Source organism: Micromonospora sp. NPDC005298, from assembly GCF_040607375.1.
In the GTDB taxonomy this organism is placed as follows: Bacteria; Actinomycetota; Actinomycetes; order Mycobacteriales; family Micromonosporaceae; genus Micromonospora.
Genome location: NZ_JBEXGP010000009.1, coordinates 116,531 through 137,071, shown reverse-complemented (window position 1 = coordinate 137,071; position 20,541 = coordinate 116,531). Strand labels below are relative to the sequence as shown.

Annotated in this window: 17 protein-coding genes and 1 pseudogene; 9 read left to right on the top strand and 9 right to left on the bottom strand. The window is 67.3% G+C overall.

From position 1 onward, the window contains the following. Positions 1–8: 8 nt before the first annotated feature. Together ABZS77_RS16475 and ABZS77_RS16470 are read right to left on the bottom strand one after the other, a co-directional pair. Positions 9–209 (bottom strand): hypothetical protein, encoded by a 201-nt coding sequence (locus tag ABZS77_RS16475; RefSeq protein WP_354823280.1) that lies wholly within the window; start codon positions 207–209, stop codon positions 9–11. Further along, entirely contained in the window at positions 206–2,347 is a 2,142-nt protein-coding gene (locus ABZS77_RS16470) for an N-6 DNA methylase (protein WP_354823278.1), read from the bottom strand. The genes ABZS77_RS16475 and ABZS77_RS16470 overlap by 4 nt, the downstream gene beginning before the upstream one ends. 463 nt (positions 2,348–2,810) lie before the next feature. Between ABZS77_RS16470 and ABZS77_RS16465 the strand changes: the two genes are divergently transcribed. Both ABZS77_RS16465 and ABZS77_RS16460 read left to right on the top strand, forming a co-directional pair. Next, complete coding sequence (locus tag ABZS77_RS16465; protein ID WP_354823276.1) at positions 2,811–4,607, top strand: helicase-associated domain-containing protein; 1,797 nt, start codon at positions 2,811–2,813, stop codon at positions 4,605–4,607. A 16-nt stretch (positions 4,608–4,623) separates the two neighbouring features. Beyond that, a complete protein-coding gene (locus ABZS77_RS16460; RefSeq protein ID WP_354823274.1) occupies positions 4,624–5,154 on the top strand; it encodes a hypothetical protein in 531 nt (176 codons plus the stop codon). Here the strand turns inward: ABZS77_RS16460 and ABZS77_RS16455 are convergent. Beyond that, positions 5,116–6,684 (bottom strand): CBS domain-containing protein, encoded by a 1,569-nt coding sequence (locus ABZS77_RS16455; RefSeq protein WP_354823272.1) that lies wholly within the window; start codon positions 6,682–6,684, stop codon positions 5,116–5,118. The genes ABZS77_RS16460 and ABZS77_RS16455 overlap by 39 nt on opposite strands. 422 nt (positions 6,685–7,106) lie before the next feature. Here ABZS77_RS16455 and ABZS77_RS16450 point away from each other — a divergent pair, with 422 nt between their 5' ends. The 3 genes from ABZS77_RS16450 to ABZS77_RS16440 all read left to right on the top strand — a co-directional run bounded on the left by ABZS77_RS16450 (position 7,107) and on the right by ABZS77_RS16440 (position 9,072). Beyond that, positions 7,107–7,508, top strand: coding sequence for a hypothetical protein (locus ABZS77_RS16450; RefSeq protein WP_354823270.1), 402 nt, complete (start codon positions 7,107–7,109; stop codon positions 7,506–7,508). A gap of 219 nt (positions 7,509–7,727) precedes the next feature. After that, the gene (locus ABZS77_RS16445; RefSeq protein ID WP_354823268.1) at positions 7,728–8,303 is read left to right on the top strand and encodes an NADAR family protein; all 576 of its coding nucleotides are present in this window, start codon (positions 7,728–7,730) and stop codon (positions 8,301–8,303) included. Beyond that, positions 8,296–9,072 (top strand): hypothetical protein, encoded by a 777-nt coding sequence (locus ABZS77_RS16440; protein ID WP_028676824.1) that lies wholly within the window; start codon positions 8,296–8,298, stop codon positions 9,070–9,072. The genes ABZS77_RS16445 and ABZS77_RS16440 overlap by 8 nt, the downstream gene beginning before the upstream one ends. Positions 9,073–9,227: 155 nt before the next feature. Here the strand turns inward: ABZS77_RS16440 and ABZS77_RS16435 are convergent. After that, positions 9,228–10,180, bottom strand: a pseudogene (locus tag ABZS77_RS16435) (IS3 family transposase); the annotation flags it as partial. Between ABZS77_RS16435 and ABZS77_RS16430 the strand changes: the two are divergent. After that, entirely contained in the window at positions 10,179–10,700 is a 522-nt protein-coding gene (locus ABZS77_RS16430; RefSeq protein ID WP_354823266.1) for a hypothetical protein, read from the top strand. The pseudogene ABZS77_RS16435 and the gene ABZS77_RS16430 overlap by 2 nt on opposite strands. Positions 10,701–10,761: 61 nt before the next feature. On the opposite strand, the gene ABZS77_RS16425 is transcribed toward ABZS77_RS16430, so the two are convergent. The 5 genes from ABZS77_RS16425 to ABZS77_RS16405 are packed head-to-tail and all read right to left on the bottom strand — an operon-like array spanning position 10,762 to position 17,647. After that, a complete protein-coding gene (locus tag ABZS77_RS16425) occupies positions 10,762–11,772 on the bottom strand; it encodes a Gfo/Idh/MocA family oxidoreductase (protein WP_354823264.1) in 1,011 nt (336 codons plus the stop codon). Continuing rightward, positions 11,769–13,040, bottom strand: a complete 1,272-nt coding sequence (locus ABZS77_RS16420) for an aspartate aminotransferase family protein (protein WP_354823262.1) — start codon at positions 13,038–13,040, stop codon at positions 11,769–11,771. Before ABZS77_RS16420 ends, ABZS77_RS16425 begins: the two co-directional genes overlap by 4 nt. Further along, positions 13,037–14,755 (bottom strand): SUMF1/EgtB/PvdO family nonheme iron enzyme, encoded by a 1,719-nt coding sequence (locus ABZS77_RS16415; RefSeq protein WP_354823260.1) that lies wholly within the window; start codon positions 14,753–14,755, stop codon positions 13,037–13,039. Before ABZS77_RS16415 ends, ABZS77_RS16420 begins: the two co-directional genes overlap by 4 nt. Then, positions 14,734–15,498: an alpha/beta fold hydrolase gene (locus ABZS77_RS16410; RefSeq protein ID WP_354823258.1), complete on the bottom strand. Its 765-nt coding sequence runs from the start codon at positions 15,496–15,498 to the stop codon at positions 14,734–14,736. The genes ABZS77_RS16415 and ABZS77_RS16410 overlap by 22 nt, the downstream gene beginning before the upstream one ends. Before the next feature lie 34 nt (positions 15,499–15,532). Further along, a complete protein-coding gene (locus tag ABZS77_RS16405; RefSeq protein ID WP_354823256.1) occupies positions 15,533–17,647 on the bottom strand; it encodes an ATP-binding protein in 2,115 nt (704 codons plus the stop codon). 428 nt (positions 17,648–18,075) lie between these two features. On the opposite strand from ABZS77_RS16405, the gene ABZS77_RS16400 reads away from it, so the two are divergent. From ABZS77_RS16400 to ABZS77_RS16390, 3 genes are all read left to right on the top strand, one after another. After that, entirely contained in the window at positions 18,076–19,128 is a 1,053-nt protein-coding gene (locus ABZS77_RS16400) for a DUF6615 family protein (protein ID WP_354823254.1), read from the top strand. Positions 19,129–19,275: 147 nt separating this feature from the next. Then, positions 19,276–20,148 carry an IS5 family transposase gene (locus ABZS77_RS16395; RefSeq protein ID WP_354823252.1) on the top strand — a complete coding sequence of 291 codons (873 nt, stop codon included), beginning with the start codon at positions 19,276–19,278 and terminating at the stop codon, positions 20,146–20,148. Then, positions 20,145–20,477, top strand: coding sequence for a hypothetical protein (locus ABZS77_RS16390; RefSeq protein WP_354823250.1), 333 nt, complete (start codon positions 20,145–20,147; stop codon positions 20,475–20,477). Before ABZS77_RS16395 ends, ABZS77_RS16390 begins: the two co-directional genes overlap by 4 nt. Positions 20,478–20,541 lie beyond the last annotated feature (64 nt).

The window sequence follows — 20,541 nt, the reverse complement described above, 5'->3', positions numbered from 1 at the left end:
CGGACAGCTCATAGGCCGCGAAGGTATTTGAGGACTTCCAGGACGAGTGTCATGGTCGCGCCGAAGGCCGCGCCGCCCGCGATCACCGCCGTGGAGGGGTCAGCTCCGCTGTGCTGGAACAGCACGGCTGCGACGACCCCGACACCGCCGGAGATCACTACGGCGGCCGCGACGGATCGGTGCTCGCGGGAGAGCTTGCGTCTCGTCATCGGGCACCGCCAAACAGCCGGCGGACTACCACATCGCGGGTCTCGGCGACCCGGGCGGCCAGGTCGCGCGCCGCCACGACCTCCTCGTCAAGTGCGCGTAGCGCTGCGACCAGCGACTGCTGCCGAGCCTGCGGCGGCAACGGGATCTCCATCGCCGCGACGTCCGCTGCGGTCACGTATGCGGTTACGGTAGCCCGTACGAACGCCTTCATCCCATCCGTGCCCGCTGCGGAGCGCAGGTATGCGTACAGGTAGTAGGGGTTGAGGACGTCGGGGTCTGAGACTCGCAGACGCAGCAGGTTTGTGCTCAGGAGCCAATCCGACTCGGTCGGTCGCACGAGGGCGGGTGCCGTAAGTGCCCCGGTCCGCACGCAGAGCACATCGTCGGTGCGTAGCCAGTAGTCCTTCAATGCCTTAGCGGTTGCTCGTGGGGCTCGCGGCGGTTTGTCCGCCACGATTCTCCCGTCACGCAGGTGCCGCGGCAGGACGATGGGGACTCCCTGCTCGTCGGATCGCTCTTCAGCTCGCAGCCGCGAGTATGAATAGCCCGCTTTGACGTCGCAGACGTCGCCAAGACGGACGATCTGCGCGCCGAGCGGCTGGGAAGCAACGACCGCCGCATCCTCGGCCGCCCTGCGGCAGTGGAAGGCCCGCGAGTAAGTCGCGCCCAGGCCGGCGCGGGCGGCTTCGGCGTCGGGGGCACGGAGCCCTATCGGGCCTGGTAAGTACTCCGCAGGGTTGACCGAGTAGGACTCCGGCCGGATGACGGCCTTGGTGACGGCGGCACTCAGACCCTCGATGCCCGGGTGTGGCCGACCGGCCGCACGGTCGGCAAGGAACGATCGCCATGCTCTCAGGATGTCGGCCTGGCCTCCCTCATCGAGCAGTGTGCGGCCACCGCTTGACACACCGAGGTTTACCGCGTCGACGAACAGGATCGGCTGGTCCGACCCGGGTGCCCGCCGGACGATCCAGACGCTGGTGGCAATGGACGTGCCGGCGTACAGGCCGGGTGGGAGGGCAATGACTGCTTCCACCATGGAATCGTCGACCAGTCGGCGACGGATTTCCCGCTCGCGGGCGTTGGTCGAGACGGCGGCTATCCGTGGCATGATGATTGCGGCCCGGCCATCGTCGCTCAACTGTTCGATGCAATGCAGGAGCCAGCGGAAGGCGGATCGGGCTGGCGGTGGTGGGAATGGTTGCCAGTCGGTGTTGGGGCGCCGGTCGAGCCACGAATCGCTCCCAAACGGCGGATTGGCAAGGACGTGCGTGACCGGTGCGCGCCGAGCTTGTTCCGCCGGACGCAGGTCGGCTGGTTCGCCTAGGGCCAGCAGGGTGAGTCCAGAGAGGCTTAGAGCAGCGGCATCGGGGCCGAGCCCGTGTAACCGTAGGCTCCCCGGCCGGGCCGCCACGTCGGCCGCAGCGATGAGCAGCTCGCCAGCTCGCAAGTACGGGTCGTAAACGGACTCGGCAGAATCGTCGATCACCGCCTTGGCAAGGAGGGCCGCAACCGTGCGCGGGGTGAGGAAGCCGCCCGGGGGCAGGGCGGCGTCGTACGCGTCAACGAGGGTGTGCACGTTCGCAGCGCCGAGTTCCGAGCTGCCGGACATGAGTCCCCGGACTTCAGAGACGCTTTCCGGGGTCAGCCGCCGCAATGCGGCGAAGACCTCGGGCGAGACGCTGTGACGCCGCGCCGCCTTCCCGGCGGTTGTCGCGATGCGGTCGATGAGCCATCGCGCCCCTTCGGCCCCTGCATTCGGTGTGATCAGATCGTTCAGCCCGGCCCAACCCTGCGGGTCGCGCTCGCGCAGAAAGATCAACGTGAGGCGCAGAATGAGGTTGTCGATCTCGACGGTCGTGGGATCGCCGGGCAGGTTTATGCCAGGCATGTGGCTGGGCTTCGCCGCGGCGAGGCTCCGCCGGATCCGGTCGGCGTAGCTGTACTCGGTCCCGTCGTCGGCCGCGCGAATCGAGCCGTGTACCTGGCGGGGCTCGAGCCACTCCAGCACCTCGGGAAGCGCGAAGCGGTTCTCCCCGACGGGACGTGGGAAGTCGCGGCGCTTGGCCCATGAGGTCACCGCCGCGCGGCTGACCCCGGCCAGCCTGGCAATCTCCGAACGTGTGACTTGCTGCATCTCTCTCCCCGGCCGTCGCAAGTGGACTCGATCGAAGGTAGAGGACATCGGGGACACCGACAACCATGAGCACTCGCAGATGCTCACCTGCCTTGTCGTTGACAGAAAGCCACGACCAGGGTTTTTCTAGGGCCCGGACCGCAGAGGACGGGCGCTAAAAAAACTTCGTTAACTCTCCAGGTGTTAACCCGCCAAGGGACGGGGTTGCTGAAACGATAGGTGACGCTTCGCCGCATTCAGCCCGCATCGTCGCAGTGGGGCCGGCCGGCCCCGCCCATGCGGAGCGGCTGGAGACCGTTCCCGGCCGCTCGACCTCCGGCTGTCGGAGGTACGGCCTCGGCTTGGAACCACCGGCGGCGAGCCAGGTCGCCGGGCTCAGGTTGGCGGCTGGCGGGTCGCGTCACGCGGAGACGGTTCCGTGGGGTTGGATTCAGGGCGTCGCCGTGTGTCTGGGAGCGCCGCCGTGAATCCGTATGATCAGCTTGCTGGCCCTGACCTTCCGACCCTTCAGGTGTTGGAGGCGGCTCTGGCGTTGGGTGGCCTGGTCACCGAGGTGGAGGTGTCGGCGTTGGTCGGTGCCGACGCGACGCCGTACCTGCAGCGTGCCGCCGATGCAGGGCTTATCTCGCGGCTGCGGGGCCGGCTCACGGTAAACGGCGTACTGCGGGAGGTCTTCGCCCGTCCGCTGGGTGTCGGCCCGGCCGCTGGTCAGCTCGCCGCCGTGTTGAGCGTCGATGATCTGAAGGTGGTGGCGAACAACCTCGGGCTGCCCACGAAAGGCCGCAAAGCGGACCTACTGGAGGCAGTAGCGGAGTTCTTCCTCGACCCGGACAGCGTGCACGCTCTGGTCAAGCGGATGCCGGCCGCGACGCGGACGGTGTTGGAGGAGGCTGACCGCGACGGTGGACGGATCCGTTGCCATGGCGGAAGCGGCATCGCACATCGGAGTCGGTACACGAGCCGCTATCGGCAGGTGCATCCGCTGGACTGGGCCGAGGAGCACGGGCTGGTCTACCGGGTGACCTGGGAGGACTATCAGCTGGCGGGTCAGGTTGCGCTCGCTGTGCGAGGAGCGGACTACCGGGCGCCGTTCCAGCCGCAGGAACCATCGGTCACCTGGGGTACGCCGAATCCCCCGGCAGTGCGCCGCGACGCCCAGGCCCAGGGCATCGCCGTGGTCGGGCTGCTGTCGGCGCTGCTGGACGGGGCTGGACGTGAGCCGCTAGTCACGGTCAAGGCCGGCGGCGTGGGCATGCGCGAGCTGACCCGGACGGCGAAGACGCTGGGAGTGACGGTTCCGACCGTGCGGCTGCTGCTAGCGGTCGCCCAGGGGGCCAGGCTGGCCGACCTCGACGGTCGCGTGGTCCCGACGGCCGCGTACGACCGCTGGCTCAAGCTCGGTCTGGACCGGCGGCTCGCGGTGATGCTGAAGGCGTGGCGCGAGCTGGAATATCTGCCGTCGTCGCAGACTGGGCCGTGGGTTCCGGAGCACCGCCAAAGCTGGTCTGCGCAAGCCCGGATCGCCGCACTGCGGGCGTTGGGCGACCGGGCGACGACGAACCTCGAGCAGGCCGCCCAGTGGATGTGGTGGCAGCAGCCGCTGACCTTCGGCGGCACTACGACCGTACGCGGCGTGCTGGACGAGGCCGCAACCCTGGGAATCATCGGCGCGGGCGCTGTCAGCCCTGCCGGGCATGCGCTGCTGGCCGACACGGACATCGCCGAGGCAGTCGGCGACCTGGGTGAGGTCGCCCGCACCGCCCGGCTGCAGGCCGACCTGACCGCGGTCGTGGCGGGAACACCGAGCCCGGATCTAGCTGAGCTCCTCGGTGCGACCGCCGTCGTCGAGTCCCGCGGCACGGCCACGACCTGGCGCTTCAGCCCCGCGGCGGTACGCGGCGCCTACGACGCAGGCTGGACCGAGCAGCGCTTGTCCAAGGCCCTGACGAAGATCGCCGAAGGCGGACTGCCGCAACCACTGGTCTACCTGCTGGCCGACGTCGCCCGCCAACACGGGTCGGTACGGGTCGCGCCCTTGGCAAGCACCCTGGTCAGCGACGATACCGCGCTGCTGGCGCAGATCTGCGCCGACAAGCGGCTGGACAAGCTCAACCTGCGTCTGCTCGCCCCGACCGTGCTGGCCAGCCAAGCCACCACGGCTGACACGATGGCCGCCCTGCGCAAAGTTGGCTACGCGCCACGCCAGCAGAACGCCGACGGCCGCGACGTCATCGAGAAGGCCCGCCGCCACCGCGCCTGACGGGCTGGAGAGCACCATGCTGATCGTACGCGCGACCAAGAAACTCCTCGATCACACCCACCCGCCTCGGGCTGTCGAAGGAGACCACGACACGACCCTGCTGGGCCCGTGGTACGCCACCGCGCTGTTCTGGCGGCCCCGGCTGGCGCTGCTGGTCAACGAGCGAACCCTGCTACCGGTCCTGCTGCCCCTGGCACCAGCGCGCAGCCTTCCCGCCCGCGTCCCCGACGAGATCGCGACGGTCCTCGACGCCCACCAGGTGCCCAGGGCCTTCATCGCCGACGAGCTGCGGCACATGCAGGACTGCCGATTCGCCACGACGGCCAACCGCAGCGTCGTCGGGATCATGAACGAATTCACCAAGCTCGCCGAGATCTACACCGACGATTCCGCTCACCCCAGCCTCGTCACACTCTCGCTGCGGCTGGCCACGACGCCCTGCAGCCCCCTGTACGCCACGAACGTCAGCCCCGACCGCGAACTGGCAGCACTGGTGGGCGCTGCCGGATCAGGGAAGGGGGTCGACGGCGTGCAACATAGCGAGTAGACCGTCGATCGCCCCCCACTCGTTCGGGATGGGGTCCGGCGAGAAATGCATCATCTTGTTACGGATGCCGGCGACATCCTTGACCTGCTGAACGAACTGGGCGTGGTCGAGCGGCCAGTCGAGGAGCAGGAAGTGCTTCTCGTCCTTGAAGACGTGGACGTAGGCTCCGAAGGTCAAGCTGTCAGCGTCCTTGTGTCTCTTGTTCGTGGCGGTCTCGATGATGTCCGGGGCGATCCTGGACTTCACCCTACGGTGCAGTCGGCGCTCACATTCCTCGATCATCGTGAAGGGCCTGGCGATCTCACCAAACCGGTTGGTCAGGTCGGCAGCTGTCACGATCCCCGCGATCGTCTTGCCGTCTCTCGACCGGATGAAGACGAAGCCACGGCTGGAGATCTCATCGATGCGTGGCAACACCAGCTCGTCGTAGGCGGCGTCTGGCACGGTCTGCTTCGCCTGATCGACCGTCGGCACTGCCTGATGCGCCATCTGCGCCTTTGCGATCGACTCCCAGCTGATGGCCCCCTGGAACGTGCCGTCATCGTCGATCACTGCGAGTTGCGAGTAGTTGTACCGCAGCATCAGTGTCCGGGCCAACACGATCGAATCCGTGGGGCGCACCGATACCACTGCGGTGTCCGTCCGCAGCAGGTTACCGAACCGCAGGGTAAACGGCTTGTCCGGGACGAGTTCGTCGTCGGCAGGCTCGTTAGAATCGGTTTGAGCACTGTCCTCATCGTCGATCAGCTTTTCGGCTGCAGTCTCGTCTGTGGAGTCGTCGGCCTCGGCGCCAGACTTGAAGACGCGGATGCTGCTGCCGATCCAGCCCTCAGTGAAGGGCGGAACCGTGGTGAGACCGTTCTCGCTGAGATCGCGTTGTATGACAGCTACAGCCGAGCTTGTCCGTCGCCCGGCGTCCCACTGTCGAAGGAGCTCCCGGATGGTTAACTCCAGGCCGTCCTCAGCTGCGACGGCGCGGGCGATGAAGTCGTCCGGGGTCACCCACTCGTTGCTGGACATCTCCTCAGCGGTCGGACCGGGGTCGACGCCAGTCTCGGCGAGTGCAGCGATCCGTCTCGCGGCTCCGTTACGCCGAAGCTGACAGATGGTCAGCAGTGACCCCAGGCTGTAGAGCAGATCCTGCCCGATGGCCGATCGCGGCAGCGCCCGTTGAATCCAGATGACCGGGCGCACGTGGCGCCGATCCGCTGCGGCATCCCGGCGGTAACGGTATCCACCGGCGATCCGGCCGATGGCGACGTGGTCCGGCACGGTCTTCAGTGGCAGCACTACGTAATCGTCGACCTCCATGACCTGGATGAGACGCCACAGCTGCCCAGTCCAGTTCGCCACCACGGTTCGCGAGCGGTTCGGGTATGCAGCGCGAACAACCGCGTGTAGTTCTCTGCGCGTCGCCACCTGGCTGAGGTCGCCCACCTCCGGCCAGCCGGCAATGACGAGGGACTGTTCAAGGGCGTCCGCCTCGCGCTCGCCCTCGCGTCCTGCTCGAACCATCCACGCCGTCGTCATCGGCCCCCCAGATATCGCGCGAGACGTAAGGGAGATACTCGTCTTTCTGCCCGGCAGGGGACAACGCGTTCCGCACCGCCACAGTCACACCGGCAGGACCATGCGGGCAGTGGCGTCGAGCCAGCGGCACCAGGACAGCCTACGCAGCCTTTCAGAGGGCCAAGCGGTCTTCAACCCTCTGACGAGACTGTCCCGAATTTGATGGACTCGATGTTCCCGGGGCGGTTCACTCGGCCTAGATCGGCGGTCCTCGCCGGAACGCTGGGGTGAGCGCGGCTTTTCGGCTGTGGCAGGGCCACATCGTTGCCCGCCGCTCGACGCCGTCAGCGCGTGCGGATCGCCGTCGCCTCGCTGGTCGGGACCGTCTCCGCAGGTCCGCTGCCGTCGCACGCTTCCCACGCCGCCGGTACCGTCATCAGATCATGCAAGAACCTCGTGCGCCCGGCGGCCTTCCTCGAACTGTCAAGGCGATCGACACCAGCGGCCTCATCCGATTGGACGCCGAAGCGATCGCGTATCGGTTCAACCGCAACCACGGAGCCGGCTGGCTGACCGAGTACGCCGCTCCGCACGCCACGCACTACCTGCGCCCCGTGCTCGTGCACCGTGCCGCCCATCGACCCGAGCACTCTCCGCACTGGCGGTGCACGCTCCTGCTGACAATGCGCGACGGTCAAGAGGTCTTCTCCCTGCTGGATACCTGGCCACCCTCCTTTGACGAAATACCCGACACCCTGAGCCCGGCCACCAAAGACGCGATCGCCCACCGGCTGGAACGTGGGCAACTCTTGACCTCAGCACAGTGGGCCGACCTCAACATCTAATGGCCGCACGGGGCGACCGCCGCGCGGAGGTCGCTGCGAGGTTCCAGCCAGTGGCGCGCCGTCATTGTCCGGAGCGGCTACTCGCCGGCCAACCGGCGAGCTGCTGGCTGGTCTCCGCCCCGAGTGCCGCCGCCGCTCGGGGCGCCGACGGCGACGTGGCCGCTATCGCAGCGGTAATGGCGATGCGGTGGAGCCTGCTGGTGCCGCACACTCGCTCGCATGGTCACGTCAGTGAGCAGCGTCGCCGAGTTGAGCGGCGCGGTGCGTGCGGGTGCCCGGGTGAAGTTCCTGTTCTTCTGGGGCCACCAGCCACAGCGCGACGGCAGCATCGGGGCCGGATGCTTGAGCCAGTGGTGGCCGGCGCCGTTCACCCTCAACGGCCAGCCCTTCGCCACCACCGAGCATCACATGATGTGGCGCAAGGCCACCCTGTTCGGCGATCACGCGACGGCCACCAAGATTCTCACGGTGGCGCACCCGCACGCGGCAAAGACCCTCGGCCGGCAGGTCACCGACTTCGACCAGCAGACATGGGAGCAGCACCGCTACGACATCGTGGTGGCCGGCAACACGGCGAAGTTCGACCAGCATCCGACGCTGCGTACCTACCTGCTCGGCACCGGCGAGCGGGTGCTCGTGGAGGCCAGCCCACTCGACCGAGTGTGGGGCATCGGCCTGGCCGCCGACCACCCACACGCCACCGACCCCGCACGCTGGCGCGGGCTGAACCTGCTCGGCTTCGCCCTCATGCACACCCGCACGATCCTGCGGGAACAGGAACCGACCGGTGGGTAAGCCGCCGGAACTGGTTGCCGCCGAGTACGCGCTGTGCAGCGTCGATGTCGAGCGGATGCCCTGGTACGCGGCGGACTGGCTCGCCGACGGACACGACGGGCCGGCCCTGCGTGAACTGGCCGGACTCGACGGCACCGACACCCGACTGATCGGCGAACTCCTGCCCGACGCCCTCAGCGAGGTGGGCGTGCGTGTTCCGTCCGCAGCGCAAGCGGCGGACACCTGGCTGGCCACGCTGGCGCAACGGCTGATCAACGGCGAGGTCGACGAACGAACCGTCAGCGAGCACGCCTCGGCCTTCGTCTCACGGCACCTGGATCTCGACGAGATCTGGCACAGCCCATTCACCGACCTGCACGTGCTGGTCGACGAGTGGGATCAGGACTGGGGGCGCGGCAATCAGGAACTGGCGACGACGGTTCGTCAGCTATGCCGTGATCACATTTCCCGCGTGCCGGCTTCGCCGGGGATTGACCTCACGAGCCTCGCCCACGGCAGCGCAGAGCAGCAAACGGGCGGGCTTCGCCGGCTGCTCAACGCGTGGGACTTCATCGGCGTCCACGACCCGCGGGCCAACGTCGACGAATACGACTGCCTGATCGCACCGCTGCTGGCGAGACTGACCAAAGGTGCCGGCGCGGGCGATCTCAGCGAGTACCTGTCGGCTGAGATCCGTGGCCACTTCGGGATGACCGTCAGCGACACGGAGACCCGGGCCTTCGCGCGACGTCTACTGACCTGGTGGGGCACCGAGCAGAGGGCCCAGTGAACGCTGCGGATAGCACCCAAGGTGGGCCGCTGCGAGAGCCGGACTGATCCGAGCGTTGCGGGAAGTCCTACATCACCGCTCCGGTGGTCTCGTCATGGGTCAACGCTTCCTCTGAACCACTCGACGCCGCGAGTCAACCGAACCCGGGGCAGTCTCGCGGCGTTGTCCCCGCAGGCGCCAACCCGGCCCATCGAGCCGACCAATCCGTTACGCCCCAACGCCTTCACGAATTTCCTGGACCGGAATTGGCTGCCCCTGTCCGAGTGCACGATGGTGCCGGCCGGGTCCCGGAGCCGGGTCGCGTTGGACAGCGCCGTGACGGCCAGGGAGGCATTCATGCGGGTGTCGATGGAGTAGCCGACGATCCGGCCGGAGTACACGTCCTTGATCGCGCACAGGTACAGCTTGCCCTCGGCGGTGGGGTGTTCGGTGATGTCGGTCAGCCACAGCCGGTTCGGGGCGTCGGCGGTGAACCGTCGTTGCACCAGGTCGTCGTGCACCGGCGGCCCGGCCCGCCTGGTCAGGCCCTTGCGTTTGGCGAACACCGACCAGATCCGCTGCTGTGAGCACAGCCGGGCGACCCGGTTGGCGCCGGCGGTGATGCCGTGGGCGGGTAGCTCGTCGGCGATAAACCGGTATCCGAACGCCGGATCGTCGGCGTGGATGTCCAGGGCGGTGTTGATCAGGTGGGCGTCGTCCCAGTCCCGCTGTGAGACCGGAGCCGTGCGCCATGCGTAGTAGGCCTGCTTGCTGAACCCCAACACCCGGCAGGTCACCGCGACGGGGATCCCGTCCGCGGCCAGGTCACCGACCAGCGGGTACATCATTTTGGGGAGATCTCCTTGGCGAAGTACGCCGCCGCCCGGCGCAGGATCTCGTTCTCCTGCTCCAGGACCTTGTTGCGCCTTCGCAGCTCCCGCAGCTCGGCCGACTCGGAGCTGGTGGCCCCGGGACGGACGCCGTCCTCAACGTCGGCGAGCTTCAGCCAGCGGTGCAGACACGCCTCGGAGATCCCGAAGTCCTTCGCGATCTGCGCGATCGGCGCCTCGCCCTTGCGGGCGACCGCGACCACGTCACGGCGGAACTCCAGGGGGAACGCTTTCGGCATGACAGACATCCTTCCAGCGAGGAACACATCCTCACAGGTCAGAAGTCAACCGAACCGGGAGCAGTCCCGACCCATCGATCGTTCGTTCGCGTACTTTGCGCTGCGTCAACGGGGCCAGTCGCTGTTGGAGGTCTGGACCGACATCGAGATTCTGACATTGAGCCACCACCTCCGCCGAGGTGAATTGCCCCCACAGCGGGGCGACTGCCATGAACTCGACATCGTGATCCTCCCGGCTGGCATCAGGTCGGGCTTCCCTCCACACAACCTTGTTCGGATGGCCGTGGAGTGCAAGAACACCGCATTCCAGAAGCACATGATGCGTGCGGCGCTCGGAGTCCGGCGCGAACTCAGCTACCTGACGACACCTCGGCGGACGTCGTTCTCCATCTGGCCGCGTAGGGACGTCGCGGCCGACCCGGCTTCCGTGCTCGCTGTCTACTCAACGGACCCGACCGTCGCCGAGTATGACGAGGCAGGGCAGGTGTTCGGGGTCGACTTCATCCACGAGCCGATGTAGTGCGCAGCTTGTGAGACCGTCGCCATCTTCGCTGGAACCTCACCGGTCCGGATCAAGGGAGTCAGCTGATTGCGCCCGGCAGGCGGTACGGCAGGCCACCCTGAGCGGCTGATGCATAGGCGGCTGTGATCGCGTGTGCGACGACGAGCGCGGATCGCGCCAGCTCTGCTTCCATAGCAGGCGAGGCCACCTGGCGGAGTACATCATCGGCGAGGGCGGGTAGCCAGTCGTCGTGGGCGTGGCGAGTCTCTGGCATCTCGGTCAGTCGCCAGGTTCGCCGCCCGGCGGGGCTGTCCTCGACGAGGGTGTCGTCGTTCAGGACGACCGTGCCGTGTGTGCCGGTGAGGCTGTAGGTGTTCCTCCGCTGCGGGGCTCGCCATGAAAGCAGGATGTGGGCTTCGATCTTGCCGCTCATGTCGAGCACCAACTCGACGTGGTCCTCTACCCCCAGGGTGCTGTATCCCATCCTGCAGCCGACCAGGCGGACGTGCATCCCGGTCAGCCATTCGGCAAGGTATACGCAGTGCGGACCGTGATCGACAAGGACACCTCCCCCGGAGACTGCGGGGTTGCGGCGCCACGACGGGTTCCAGTCCGGAGATCCGCTTGCCGACGTGGGGCGTTCGATTCTCATGTCGAGGCGCTGAAGGGGTCCGATTCGTTCGGGAGCGCCGAGTTCGCGGAGACGCTGTAGCAGCGGCGAGTGCACGTAGTTGTGGCCGGGGTAGATGACCCTGCTACGTTGCCGGGCAAGCGCGATCAACTTCGCTCCGTTGCCGGGGTCGAGGAAGGTGGGCTTCTCACAGAACACGTGGGCGTCGCGCATGAGCGCCTGCTCGGTGTAGGCCTCGTGGCTGGTCGGCGGCGTGCAAATCAGCGCCAGGTCGATATCCACGTCGATGTCGTCGAGAGTGGCTGCCACGGCGGCGTGCGGGAATCGGGCTCGTGCGGCGTCGCGCCGGGTTGGCGTGGGGTCGAGGATGGCTACGATCCGGGTCTGAGGCATGGTGTCGTAGCACCGGGCGTGGGCTTCGCCTGCCCGCCCGTATCCGATGACACCAACGTTGATCATGTCGGGGCCTTGTAGCGCTGTAGCACTGACACGAGGGTGTCCACGGCTGCGGTGAGTTCGGTCTCGTCGGCGGTCAGCGGCGGGTAGAGCCGCAGGGTGTGCCCTCCGGTCATGACCAATACTCCGGCGGCTACGAGCTGCTGGAACACCTCGCGCAGCTGCTCCTTGCCGGTGACGTTCAAGCCGATCCCGATCGCCATGCCGATACCGTGGACGCTGCTGACCAGCGCCAGCCCGGCGAGGTCCTGGCGCAGCCGGGTGAGCGTCCGAGCCCCCACCTCGCCCGCTCTGTCTGCCAGCTGCTGCCTGTGTACGGTCTGGGCCACGACGGCGACAGCACGGCATGCGAGCGGAAAGCCGCCGTAGCTGGAGGAGCTGGCGCTCGGCGCACCGAAGGGTCCTCGCTGCATGAGGTCCGCCGGGGCGCAGACGGCGGAGACGGGGTAACCGTTGCCCAGGCCCTTGCCGAGTACGACGACGTCGGGGCGTACGTCTGGTTGGTCGCTGGCGAGGATGGTGCCCGTGCGGCCCATGCCGGTCATGGACTCGTCGGCGATGAGCAGTGCGCCATGTTCGTCGGCGAGGCGGCGCAGGGCACGGAGGTAGCCCGTAGGCGGCACCACGTTGCCTGCGCGGCCTTGGACGGGTTCGACCAGGATCGCTGCGAGGGATCCGGTGGACTGCTCACGCAGGATGTCGCGGGCGAGGTCGACGCAGGCGAACCCGCAGGCTGGCGAGGTCAGGCGCAGGGGGCAACGTGAGCAGTTCGCGTACGGGGCGCTGATGCTGCCGGGTGCGGTGGGTCCGAGGCCCGTGCGTGCCCCGCTGGTGTGCGCGAGGCTGCCCAGTGTGCGGCCGTGGAAGGACTGCCAGAAGGAGAGGATCTCGAAGCGGCCGGTCGCGGACTTCGCCAGCCGGATGGCCGATTCGACGGCCTCGCTGCCGCTGCTGTAGAGCTGTATGCGGTCAAGGTGAGCCGGCAGCAGGTGCCGCAGCAGGCGGGTCATCTCCAGCCGGGCGTCGCTGGCGTGCGCTCCGATCATCCAGCTGCCCATCTGTCGGGTCAGGGCTTCGACATACGCCGGATGCGAGTGGCCGAGGAGGTTGACGCCGGCGGCGCCCATGAGGTCGGCGATCCTGCGCCCGCTGGTGTCTGTGAGGTGCATTCCTGCCGCTTCGGTGACGGCGAGACCTGCCCACCGGACCGCCTCGGAGATGCCCGGTCCGAGGACGGTCATCTCCTCATCCCAATGCGCTTGGCCGCTCACGACGTCGTCTCCCTGGCGTTGGTGGACGCCACCCTGAACCCGCCGGCGGGGTGGCGATCGGTGGCGAGCATGCGATTGCGGGTGAACGAGTTCGCGCACTCGGTGGCGTAGTAGAAAGCTCCGCCGCGGATGACGTATCGCTCCCCCGGTCGGGTGCTGGCTATCTCGCGTCCGTCGTCGTGGCGGTAGGGATAGCCGAATGTCGGTTGGTGTCCGCTGTGCCCCCAGAGGCTGCGGGTCCATTCCCAGACGTTGCCGATCAGATCCTGGCAGCCGGCCTCGTTGTCGCCGTCAGGGGAGAACCGGCCGGGGGCGACGACCGCGCCGATGCCGGTGGCGCGGATGTTGGCCCGACGTGGATCGGGTACGTCTCCCCAGGGGTGTCGCCCGCCTCGATCGTTGCCTGCGGCTGCCTCCCACTGCGCTTCGCTGGGCAGGACGATGCGCTGGTCCGGAGCCAGCGCCCTGGTGTGATGCAGGTGGCGGGTCAGCCAGGCGCAGTAGCGCAACGCGTCGAGCCAGGACACCATGACCACGGGAAGGTCGTCCCGCCACCACAGCGAGTCGTCGGCCTGCCAGTGGTCGGGGCAGGGGCCGCCCTCGGCTGCGAGGAAGGCAAGATATTGGCGGTTGGTCACTACGGTGCGGGCCAGCCGGTACGGCTGTAGGCGAACTGTGTGTCGCGGGCGGCAGTCGTCCTGTCCGTCCGGTGCGTCGACGCCGAGGATTACCTCGCCGCCGGTGTGCGGCAGCAGGTCGGGTACCGCCGGTTCCTTCAGCGCTGCTTCGTGGACCTCGCGTGGGATGACGCCGTCGGCCAGCAACTGACGCAGCGACGGCTGCCGGTCCTGCCGTGACATCGTGTCCGCATAGCTGCGGACGGCCTCGGCGCGGTCGCTGGCCGCCAGCCGCAGGAGGCTGGCGCGCGCGAACGGGGTAGATGCGGCCAGCGCGGCGAGTTCGGTGACCGCGTCGAGGCGGGAACCCGGGTCGGGCGATGTGAGATCCTCGCGGACGTAATCGGGCAGTTGCTCGCTGACGTACCGGGACGTGATCGCAGCCTGGCTCGCGCCGACGGCGAGGTGAGGGCTCCCGCCTGCGGTGACGACGCGTTGCCGGGCAAGGTCCAGCAGTTGCGGCACTGCCTGCTGGGTTCCCGAGGCTGCGAGGTCGCCGAGGACCGCAGCGAGGGCATCGTGGCAGGTGCTCTCGGGCCTTGTATCCGCGGCGGTTGGCGATGCGAGCACGAAGGCGCCCGCGAACGCGGGGGCGACGGCGCCCACCGTGTCGCGAGTGGAGACGAGGTCTGCGCAGACGATGACCGGCTTTCCCGCTTCTGGAAGAACGACCGCCGACAGCTCATCGATCCGAAGCATGCTGTTGGGGCGTCCCGGAACGGAGCCGGGCAGCGCCAACGCGGTGATGTCGCCGTCACGGCGGGTGAACGTGTCAGCGTGGCCCGCCAGGCAGACCAGTAGCACATCCTGACTGGCGAGAGCTTTCCTGGCATCGTCGATGGCGCGGCGGGCGGCTGCGGGGTTGCCGAGTCGCCGGTCGGCAATCACGATGATCTTGCTGTCGAAGTGGTGGTCGACCTGCCAGCGCAGCTCGGCCTGCATCTCGCCGTGCGCCGCCCAGCCGATCGTCGGCAGGTGCCGGTAGGTGGTCGGCGCGAGAAATAGTGCGCCGATACTTACAGGTATTCGCGGAGCCATGTCACCGTCTCGCGGTACACGATTTCGCGTTCCTGCGGTTCTTCGAGGCAGTGATCGCCGTCGGGCACCCCGACCACCTTGTGCGGTCCTGAGACCAGGTCGGCCGCGCGCACGCTCTGCCCGAATGGCACCTCGCCGTCGGCCTCCCCGTGAACGAAGAGCACCGGCGTGGACAAGCCACGCAGCGGTGCGCTGATGTCCTGCACGTCCTGCAGCTCGTCGAGGAAAGCCACGCCGATCTGCTCGCCGTCGAGATCCACATAACCGTCGCGCCGCGCCGCGCTGAGGTTCTCCTCACTCACGTAGGATTCGAACGCGCCGTCGAGCAGCCAGATGGCCGGCCACAGCAGCACGACCGCCCGGTATGCCGGGTCGTAGCCGGCCAGGCCGACGGTGGCGCCGAAGCTCTCCCCTACCAGCGCCCAGGCAGTCGGCTGATACCGGTCATCGACGAAACTGCGGACCGCTCGCAGGTCCTCAACCTGTCGGGCGATGGTCATGTCCCGGTAGCTGCCGGTGCTTTCGCCGCAGCCGCGGAAGTCGAAGCGCACGGACGCGATCCCGGCAGCGCCGAGACGCGCGGCAAGGTCGACGTAGAGGTCAGCCGGCCCGTCCTTCTGCCCACCCGGTCCGCCGTGCAGCATCATGACCATGCGTTGCGGCGACCCGGTGGTCGGTGTCGCGACGACGGCAGCGAGCTCGTCATTGCCCACACCGATCCGGTGACGTGTCTGCTGGATCATGAAAACCTGCTCCTCATCTCTCGGTGGCGCGCAATCAGTCGCCGCCGACCGTCTGGCTGGTGAACCTGATTTTCGGACGCCGGTACGCGGCCAGCCACAACCACGGCATGAACAGCGCTCGGGTCGCGTAGCGCGAAGTGGCCTCCGCTTCGGACTGCTCGCCAGACAACGACAGCTGCCGTGCGTCTACAGCGGCCTTACGCGCGTGCCCGTGTGCTCTGAGCAGGCGCCCCCGGAAGAGGTTCAGCCGAGCATCGGTCAGGTCGATGCGGACCAGCTGACGGACGTCGCGGTACTCCTCAGCGATCTGCCGCGCCTGACGAAGCAGCAGACCCGAGTCCGCGAACGCCCGCCGCATCAGACTCACCTCCGCCAGATCCCTGATCGCGTATGCCTTGCCCCGCTCCCAGGGCAACTGCTCACAGGCTTCCAGGAACCGGCGCACCGTCTGCTCACACGAATCCAGCTCGCCCAGATGCCAGTAGGCGGCTCCGACCAGCGACTGTATGTCGATCATGTTGTTCGGGTCGCCAGCTGCCCGGGCGATCTCCTCGGCATCTTCCTGAGGGTTCTTGACCACGGCGAGGGCTTCGGCCGCTTGGCCGGCTCGGAACAGTGCGAAGCCGACGCACCGGAGCTGTCGGGCGATCTCCCGTGCCGAGCCGGCGTCCCGGGCGATACCGAGCCCCAGCTGGGCCGTGCGAGCCGCCTCCTCAGCCTCACCGCGCACCGCGTGCGTAGATGAGATCACTGACAAGGCCAGCGAACGCTGTTCATCGTTCCCCAGCGCCGTCGCTGCCTCGTACGCGACCCAGCCGAGTTCGATACGGTCGTCGAACAGACCCAACGTGAAGAAGATGTCGAGCGTGACCTCGAACAGCTTCACGCACTGCTCGTACGCCTCACGCCGGTGAAGGTCGCGGACGAGCAGCCGAATCGCCTCGATGTGCGCGCCGGCGCCGGCGGCGTCCTCCCAGTCCTGGCTGAAGCGGGCGATGAAGTGCTCCGCCAGCCTTCCCGCGAATGACACAGTCTCGCCGGACGCTGTGTGGTTGAGCACGAATAGCCGCAGCGCAGCCGAGCATGTGTACACCGTCACGCCGTGCTGCTGGCGCGACGAGAGCAGCCCATCGGACCACAGCCGCTCGACGAGGGCGCCCACGTCGGCCGCCGGGACCGCGAGCGCCACTCGCAGCTGCTCAGCGTCGGCGCTGCCGCCCAGGTAAGCGCACACACGCAGCAGGCTGCGCCCCATGTCGTTCACGTCCTGCCACACCACGCTGAATAGCGCGTCAGCCAACTGCGTCGACCCGCTCTCAAGCTGACCAAGCCGGTCCGAAAGACTCCGGCCGTCTCGCGAACAGGCCAGCACGAACAGCTCAATCGCCCTCGGATTGCCGCCCAGCAACCGATGGATACGCTCGAACGTGGCTGCGTCAGCGCCGACGATCTCCGGAACGCTACGGCGCCGGGCCTCCCGAAGTAGCAGCTCCTGCATGTACTGCAACTGAAGCTCTTGCAGCAGCACCCGCGGTGCCGGCAGCCGACCGGGAGTGTTGGCGCTAACGATGGCCAGCGAGCCGCTCGGCAGGGTCCTGAGGAAGTCGATCAGGTGCTGCGCATCGGCAGCGGTCAGCCGCAGGTTGTCGACAACCAGGACAGCTGGATGGTCAGCCAGGTGGGCGCGTAGCGCCTCGGCCTTGTGCTCGGCGGGAGCCGCTGACAGCGCCGGACTTCCGGTGGCGAGTCCAAGCGTGCGGGCAAGGTCCGCGAGACTCAGCACGCTGTTATGAGCGTCGAACCAGACCAGGGACGTGAACCCATGGACCGGCTTCCTCGCCGGCCGGCGCTCGGCGAGCCGATGCGCCACCTCCGTGGCCAGCGCGCTCTTGCCGACACCAATGCTGCCCTCGATGGAAATCAGGTACTCGCCGCGGTCGAGATGCTGCAGAGCCTGGGCAACCTCATTGCCGCGGTCGACGAGTTGGGTACGAGACGGCAGCAGCACCTTCGGCTTTCCTGACCGGTTCCTGCCAGCTTCGCGGAGACGCACGATCAGGGGCGGCAACCCCAGGACAGCGGCGACCACCGCCAGCAGCCCGGAGATCAGGCCGAGCCACTCGCTCACGCCGGAGGTGAAGCCACCCACAGAACAGACCTCACTCGCACGCCACCATCACGGTCGGTCATCTGTCGACCACAGAATGACGATCATCCCCCGCCAGTCTTACGGACGTCCACGTCGGACGCAATGCCTCGACTGCATCGGCAAAGTGCCAGTGAATTCGGCGCTGCCCACGCCTCGACCTTGCCCTGCATCCAGGGCTCATCGACCTCCTGGAGCGTCACGACCAGGAACTCCTTGATGTCCACGCCGCCTGAACTTCGGCCGTACTACCCCGCCGGCAGAACACCCCCGTCGTGGCTGGTGTTGACAGCCGACACAGGCTGAAGCAGCGTGATCGATAGCGCGTTAAGGAGGCGACCTCAGTGGCAGCGACCGGCACTCGCCAGCTCGGCAGGTGGCTCGTACATGCCTTGGGAAACCTTGGAGGCAAAGCCTCGCGGCCCGTCGCCTTGAAGGAGATCGAAAGGTTATACAGCACATGCTTCACGAGTGAAGACCTCGCGCAGCTGTCCAGCAGGGGCGGCGAGCTGGCATGGCGCAACCAGATGTCCGTAGCGCGTCGCGCGCTGGTCGACGACGGTGTCCTCTATCCACCGGGCAAGTTTGGTAGGGGAATTTGGTCGCTGACCAGCGACGGCTTGGAGGACTACCGGCGTACGCACGCCGCCCCCGGGCCTGTAGCAGATACGACTCTCTGCCCGACGTTCCGCGCGCTGGCCAACAACGTCGCCACAATGTACGACCGCGGTCGTACAGTCCGCTTGGTACCGGTCGAGACCACCTTCACCGACAACCTCCTGTTGCACCTCGCTCTCACCCATCCCAGACGGGTCCGGGTGGAACGGTTCGGATCCCATCGCGAAGCAGACACCGGCGCGGATTGGGAGTGGTGGGTGCACCATCACGGCAGCTATTTCGGGTTCCGTATGCAGGCCAAGCGGCTGAGCCCGGACTCCGATCGGTTTGCGCTGGACCAGCGTGCAGCTGCTCGCCATCCAGGTCAGCTACAAATAGAAGTCTTCGCAGATTCCTGCCGCAAGGAGAACATCCCCGGGCTGTACTGCCTCTACAGCGACCGCCAGCCGGGAAGTTTCCCTGCCATCGGAAACAACCGAGCATGCCCACACGGACATCTAGATCATTCTCAGTGGGGATGCGCTCTACTGCCCGTTTCCGCCGCGCTCACGCACGTTCGTGCTGGCCACGCCCTACGCTCGGATATCGTGCTGTCCGATGCCTGGCCCTGGTACCGGCTCGTCTGCCAATCCGGAACAGCAAACGTGGCTACGGCAGTGAGACGGTTCTTCGCCACAGCAGGTCAAGCTGCGCTGGAGTCACACTACAGCTATGGAGCGTCTACCCCACCGGACGACGTGCGGCGGCACTTTGAGGTTGGTGACGAGGTGCCTCTCGAACATCGGCCCCGGCTGGCAGGCGTAGTACTCATCGATGCTGGCCGTCTGAACAACCAGGAGTACGCCGGACGCCAAGACAGCCGCTGAGAGGGCGGTCCGCAGTTACTTGATCTGATCTATGCGTTGCGTCCGGTTGGAGGCCTTCCGTTAGGTTCGCTGTGGATAGTGACTGGCCGATTTGCGGGATGTGAGTTTTGGTCGTGACTGTCGGGCGGATGGGGCGTTAGCCCGGTCATGGGTGATCGAAAGCGGTATCCCAGCGATGTCACCGACGAGCAGTGGGAGCTGATCGGACCGTTTCTGCAGGCGTGGAAGGCCAAGCGGGTTGCGGTCTCGGTGTCGGGCCAGCCAGGCGACTACGACGTGCGGGAGATCGTGAACGCGATCTTCTACCAGAACCGGACGGGTTGTCAGTGGGCGTACCTGCCGCACGACCTGCCGCCGAAGTCAGCCACCTACTACTACTTCGCCCTGTGGCGTGACGACGGCACCGACCTGGTGATCCACGATCTGCTGCGCTGCCAGGCCCGGGAAAAGGTCGGCCGTCGGGAGGATCCGAGCGCGGTTGTGTTGGACACCCAGTCGATCAGGGCGGCGAACCACATCCCGGCCACCACGACCGGCAAAGACGCGGCGAAGAAGGTGTCGGGGCGTAAGCGAGGCCTGGCCGTGGACGCGTTGGGTCTGATCATCGCGGTCGTGGTGACCGCGGCGTCGGTCGTCGCCCGCTCGGCGACCAACGCCACCCGCTTGACCACTGACAACGCCATCGGCATCCGACTGCTCGACAAGGTCGTCGCGCACACCCCGACGGTGAGCCGCTCCTGGGTCGACGCCGGGTTCAAGCAGGACCTCGCGCTGCACGGCGCCGTCCTGGGCATCGACGTCGAGGTCGTCAAACGATCCGACACCAAGCCCGGGTTCGTGCCGATCCGCAAACGGTGGATCGTCGAGCAGGTCAACGGCACGTTGATGCTGCACCGCCGTTTCGCGCGCGAGTACGAAAGCCGACCAGAGTCCTCGGTGTCCCGAACCCTGTGGGCATCGACGGCGAACATCGTGCGGCGGCTGACCGGGACCAGCACACCCTCCTGGCGGCACCGGTGAACCTTCCCACGGTCCTCGACCTGATCGCCGACCGCGAACCCACCACACGCCAGGACGCCGACCGGCTACGCGAGCAGATCACCACGTTGACCGGCGAACTCGCCCGCCTCGACGGCGAACTGGGCCGACCTGCCACGACCCGCGCCACCCTGCGCATTCTCGCCGCCGCCGAGTTCACCGCCGACGACCCGACAATCGCCAGCGCCCCTACCAACAGATCCTGGCTGTCCTTGGTGCCGAGCCCGCCGGCATGCGCGCCAAGGGCATCTGGCTCGCCCTCGGCGTCGAGCCCTCGCCGAAACATGTCGAAGGCACCCGCGCGAAGCTGAAACGCATGGTCAACCGCCAGGTCCTCACCGAAGACCAGCCCGGAGTATTCACCCTCGCCCAGAT